5 protein-coding genes are annotated in these 4836 nt (G+C 46.0%); 1 reads left to right on the top strand and 4 read right to left on the bottom strand.

Features of this window, described 5'->3' with window-relative positions; all coding sequences use genetic code 11:
* Window positions 1-55: 55 nt before the first annotated feature.
* The 4 genes from T411_RS0115505 to T411_RS0115490 all read right to left on the bottom strand — a co-directional run bounded on the left by T411_RS0115505 (window position 56) and on the right by T411_RS0115490 (window position 2980).
* The gene (locus tag T411_RS0115505) at window positions 56-223 is read right to left on the bottom strand and encodes a hypothetical protein (protein WP_001161489.1); all 168 of its coding nucleotides are present in this window, start codon (window positions 221-223) and stop codon (window positions 56-58) included.
* Between the two features lie 77 nt (window positions 224-300).
* Window positions 301-993 (bottom strand): helix-turn-helix domain-containing protein, encoded by a 693-nt coding sequence (locus T411_RS0115500; protein WP_001052672.1) that lies wholly within the window; start codon window positions 991-993, stop codon window positions 301-303.
* Between the two features lie 129 nt (window positions 994-1122).
* Window positions 1123-1392, bottom strand: coding sequence for a hypothetical protein (locus tag T411_RS0115495; RefSeq protein WP_000512956.1), 270 nt, complete (start codon window positions 1390-1392; stop codon window positions 1123-1125).
* Between the two features lie 19 nt (window positions 1393-1411).
* A complete protein-coding gene (locus T411_RS0115490; protein ID WP_001881266.1) occupies window positions 1412-2980 on the bottom strand; it encodes a phage/plasmid replication protein, II/X family in 1569 nt (522 codons plus the stop codon).
* 176 nt (window positions 2981-3156) lie between these two features.
* Between T411_RS0115490 and T411_RS0115485 the strand changes: the two genes are divergently transcribed.
* Window positions 3157-3708, top strand: a complete 552-nt coding sequence (locus tag T411_RS0115485; RefSeq protein WP_000005769.1) for a helix-turn-helix domain-containing protein — start codon at window positions 3157-3159, stop codon at window positions 3706-3708.
* Window positions 3709-4836: the final 1128 nt, after the last annotated feature.

Genomic DNA, 4836 nt, shown 5'->3' with positions numbered 1-4836 from the left:
TTTTTCTCTGGTTGACTTAATCCAAGCAGCTCCGACATTGTTGAGCCGCACGTATTTAGTCATAACATATCCTTATCACAGTTTCTTGCTCTGGAATGCCGAGTTTGCGTTCGAATACTCCGAGCGCAGCGCTCAGCTCCTTATCGCGCTTAAACACTTGTAGCAACCGTTGCTCTGTTGCTTCTGTTGTTTTGGCGTCTTCTCTTGTATGATGTCCCTGCATTGGTTCTGCCTTATCGCTTGAATTTCAGTGCATGAACTGACTTACGCCCATAAGTCAGTTCACTTTACCGCTTTGCTTTACACCGTCATTTCCTTTAAAGCGTCATAGAATGTCCAGTTCGCCAGTGCATCCAATACGCGAGCGTTATCGCTGTCATCATCCAGACTGTCACGCTCAAGACTCACCACTTCCGGCATTTCAGCATGTAACAGTGTTAAGTATTGTTGTGCCATGTAAGCTATCAGCTTAGCACTGCGTTCGTCCGCATCTTCTTTAAAGAAGCCCACTTTACCTTGCATCTGCCCTGCCTTGTCCGCCAAGAAGTGACGTTGTAGCACGTTATGCATTTCCAGATATGACTCTGGCAGCTCAACAGCATCTAGCTCAACCTCTTCTTGTGCCACATCCATTGGGCGCGCCAACATAGACAACAAGTCATGGCTTGCATCGGCCAAAGCGAGAACCGCCTCACCTAGCCCATTCATGTTAACGTCGTACGCTGCATCAACAAGGCGTTCACGCGCATCATCGTAGCGTGTGGCTAACACGGTTTCGTCGGTGGTCTGAGGTTCATCGAAGTGATAACCGCGCTCTTCGTAACAACCTGCAAGTCGTTTCTTTTCAGAGCCGCTTAACGAGGCCTTTTCTTGCTCGAACTGGCTAAGAGTATTGCGGTTGATTCCGGTGAGTTTCGCCACGGCTGAGATGCTGAGGCCGATGTGTGTACGTGCAGCCATGAGGTCTGCACCCGTGAGTTGATTCAAGTTCATTTGTGTTTCCTTTTATCGAGTGATGCCTATATAGATAACGTTACATAGGCGGTTGCTTGGTATTGCATGCAGGTATTGGCAGTTGCATGCGACTGCATGACGCCTTTGGCAGCAAGCCGCCAGAGACAGTTACTGAGTCAGACCGACTACCCATGTTTGGGTAAAGTTGGAAGGTTTCGGCTCCACAGAGACATTCACTTCCGATAACGGGCTTACTTTGTCGAACTGAGGTAAACAAAGCGGGTCGATATCCAGTGTTTGCTCTTGCAAGCCACGTCCTGATAAGGACATGTTGGGTGTGTCGATGGTTTCGATAGGTGTTGCGAAGTGGATTTTGTGCATCTCGTAAGGCTTGCCTAGCCCTTTGTTTGAGATACCTTTGCGATGGCTAATGCCCATGTATACAACTTTCATTGTGTTACCCTCTTGGTTGATTGGCCGCTTTACGGTTCCGGTGGTTGACCGGATTGACGCCGCCAGTGAATAAATCAGGTGTAATGTCGTGTTCAGTTAAGATCATTTCGCCGTCTGGCCAGATAACCAGACTCAGTGCCCGCCGTGGGCTAATTGGGATGGACTGCCCCTCTATCAGAGCGTCGATGTCGATATCATCTTTCAGTCCGAGTTTCTCTTTCAGGTTATGGATTGGGTCTTCTGCCAGTCCCAACTCATGAGCAAGGCGTTTCGACACACCATAAGCGACCGCTAGGTGTGACATATCTTGAATGTGTGCTGTCGGTGAGACTGGCTCGACATAGTTGGCCGGACGTTGATTGTCGAAGTTAAAGTTCAGCACTTGTGCCAATGGCATACGCTCACCCTCACTCAGGTTTTGCAAGTCAGCTTTGGAGAAGCCAATTGCCATTAAGTCACGCATATTGCGGTGAAGTGTGGCTTTCGAACTGTGCGCCTTTAGCTCTTGATAGCCACGGTCACAGAGTGTCATGTAAAAACGGAACAGTCGGTCAGCCTTGGCGTATGAGATATTGCCTTTCGGTGTCATCGTGCTGTACGCATCACGCAGCAACTGCTTAATTTTGCTGTCGTTATACAGCTCTAACTCTTCACCTTTCAGCGATTCCAACAGGTCGTGGAACAGGGTTTTGAACATCCATTCGCAGAAGCGGTAACCATTCTTAGCCTCGAACTGCTCTGCATGTCGGATAACCTGCCACAGGTTTGCGCTGCCAACATGTTTCTGGATGAAGCGTTTCTTTGCACGCCCTTCGAAGCGTAATCGGTTCGCAGCGAACGCCTGCAATTCAGGCTTGGATAATTCATCAATGATGCGGTTAAAACGGTCGCTATCGCCTTGTCTGGCGCGGCGTTTCAAGTCAGCTAACTGGTGAGCGATTTCATCATGCTTGGTGTAGATACACAGTTCGAATGAGCGCCCTGCTCCCGGATTCGCCTTGGTAGCACGGTTGAAGTAGAGCGTGGTTTCAAAGTCTGAGTTACGGGCGGGTTTGATGTAACGGTTAGAGACATTGCCCATCTGTTTGATGGTCTGGCGTAGGATATCGGGGTTAGCACATTTAATTGAGTACGTGCAGTCAATACGAGTCATCTCTGCTAAGCCGACATCCAACAACTCCCACAGTTCCGGCTGTGCTTTTTGTAGCGAGTCGAGTAGGTATTCAACACATAAGCGAAAGTCTTCCGAGCCGTAGACATTGTGCCCTTGCATAACCTTGGCTGGCGAGGCTTTCAGTTGTAGGTAGCCCCAGAAGACATTGGCACGAGGCTCAGCATCGAAGACCTTACAGGCAATGTCAGTGTAGGATGATGGGATGGTAGACCAAGGATGATATAGGTCATCAGTACGCACCTTCTTTTGGTCATTCACCACTGAGAACTCAACATTCCCGCAAGCGATTTTTAGCTCGGTTTTTTCAGCCAGTTTTGCAAAGTCCACAAAACCGCAATCACCCATTTCGATGATTACGTCCTTTTTAAAAGGAATGTTTATGTGGAACATGTCTATCATAAAAACCTGTCAATACCCATTAGTGATACTTTTCGTACTCAATAATGGTATCAGCATGAGACTTTTTTGACAACGAGAAAGTGAGACTCTCCATACTCAGAAATGAGTATGACGAAGATCACACTAAAAAACAGGGTATATAATCTCGAACATGAACCTTAATGCGAGTATTAAGAATGTCAGAAGTGAGCATTGCAGACCGAATTAAAAAAGCCATTATTGACAATGGCGGCTACCAAAACATTAGTGACGTCACAGGCATCAGTAAAAGTACTTTAGCCCGCATGGCTGCCAATCAGACAGAGCCAAAGCTCAAAGACGTTATGGCTATATCGAAAGCAACAGGCGTTAGTCTTAACTATATCGCCTATGGGATGCTGACAGAGGATGAGGAAGAGTCTGCTCTTAATGAGAAGAAGATGTTCAACTTAATTCTTAACTTAGTGAATCATGTCAGTCGTGAAGTTGAAGAGTTAAGAGCAAAAGTAGGAGTAAATGATCCCAAAGGGAACCTAAATGCAAGACGCACAATCGATGGGCTGAGCAAAGACATCACCGACAGCGTTACCGATGGTGCAGATATAAACAACCTCTCTCCAGAAGCTCTCGGCATAGACTCTAAAGAACACATAGAACTACTGTTTGATTTACTCAATGAAGAGTCAAAACGTCGAAATAGCAATTTAGATACAATGCTGGAACCCACACAACCACATAAATCAAAATGAAACCATAAGCCGCTATTAGAGCATGCGGCTCTCGAACTTCTCCGGCGCATCGAACTCTTTCCATTCGGTGCGCTTTTTCTTTCCCATCTCTCTAAATCTCCGATTTAAAACTCCCCTGACCATACGGCGGGAACTCTGGCTCTGGGAAAGTCGCATCCAGTTGCAAGCTGACGAAGTTATGATTAACTAGTAATTCAAGACAAAGAACATGTAGGGCAAGTGTCTGATTTTTCTTCTGGCTCAGGTGGTATCTAACTATGAATAGGGTCAACTTACCTAAATATACATTTGCGTTAGTTGGGAACTTTTCCCAACTGCTATAAATGCGCCTATAAATCAGTAGAGTAAACAGGCTTCATTGTTCGCGGTTAGTTTTTGGGTAGCTTGGGTCTGGCAGGACGGGAGCTTTTCTTTTTCTTAACACCTTTTGTGGCTAACCGCGCCGCTCAGCTTTCCAAATATTCGAACCTTTATCGAGCGGCTTGGTGCCTCGGTCGCGCTCCGCACTCCCTTATCCCTGCGGGGCTTTTTGGTGCGGATTTTTCAGTATGCTACTCAAGGTGCTTATGTCCTGCATAGCAGGGAGGATTGAGGCGTACACAATACTACTTATTAATGTGTAAGACCGTAATTCATAAATGACGTGGTAGGTTTGAACTCGTATACTGTGACTTACTGAAGCGACTTTCTTAGAGCCATCAACTTTTTGGAATTGATATGATGAAGACAGAAAAGAAAAAACCCCAGAGCATAAATGCGCTAGGGTTTGTGTATCTCAAACCAACCTAATAAGGAGGTCAGTATGATAGAGCTGTTAACTGCATTCGTTCAGTTGCTCACAGCAATTATCAACGCGTTCTTCTTATAACGCGTTCTCAAAAGCTCAGCCTCCTACCGCTGAGCTTTTCTATTTCCCACTTTGGGAAATATATCATAATAATAAGCCCACACATTTAAATGTAAACCCTTATCGGCCTCTCAGATAAACATTGACCACACAAGCTTGGTACTCTCACCGACAAATTGCCCTGCCAATCCTTACGATGTTTTAGGGATATAAAAATAGAAAAACCAAGCGGTTAAGCTTGGTTTGTGTTTCGTAGTCTTCACTTTCTCTACATACATAAT

It is taken from the genome of Vibrio cholerae ATCC 14035, from assembly GCF_000621645.1.
Lineage (GTDB): Bacteria > Pseudomonadota > Gammaproteobacteria > Enterobacterales > Vibrionaceae > Vibrio > Vibrio cholerae.
Note: the sequence above shows the minus strand (reverse complement) of the source record. Positions and strands in the feature narration are given on the sequence as shown.

Coding starts and splice junctions, on each gene's coding strand:
- T411_RS0115505 (WP_001161489.1), bottom strand. CDS start 223: ATGCAGGGACATCATACAAGAGAAGACGCCAAAACAACAGAAGCAACA.
- T411_RS0115500 (WP_001052672.1), bottom strand. CDS start 993: ATGAACTTGAATCAACTCACGGGTGCAGACCTCATGGCTGCACGTACA.
- T411_RS0115495 (WP_000512956.1), bottom strand. CDS start 1,392: ATGGGCATTAGCCATCGCAAAGGTATCTCAAACAAAGGGCTAGGCAAG.
- T411_RS0115490 (WP_001881266.1), bottom strand. CDS start 2,980: ATGATAGACATGTTCCACATAAACATTCCTTTTAAAAAGGACGTAATC.
- T411_RS0115485 (WP_000005769.1), top strand. CDS start 3,157: ATGTCAGAAGTGAGCATTGCAGACCGAATTAAAAAAGCCATTATTGAC.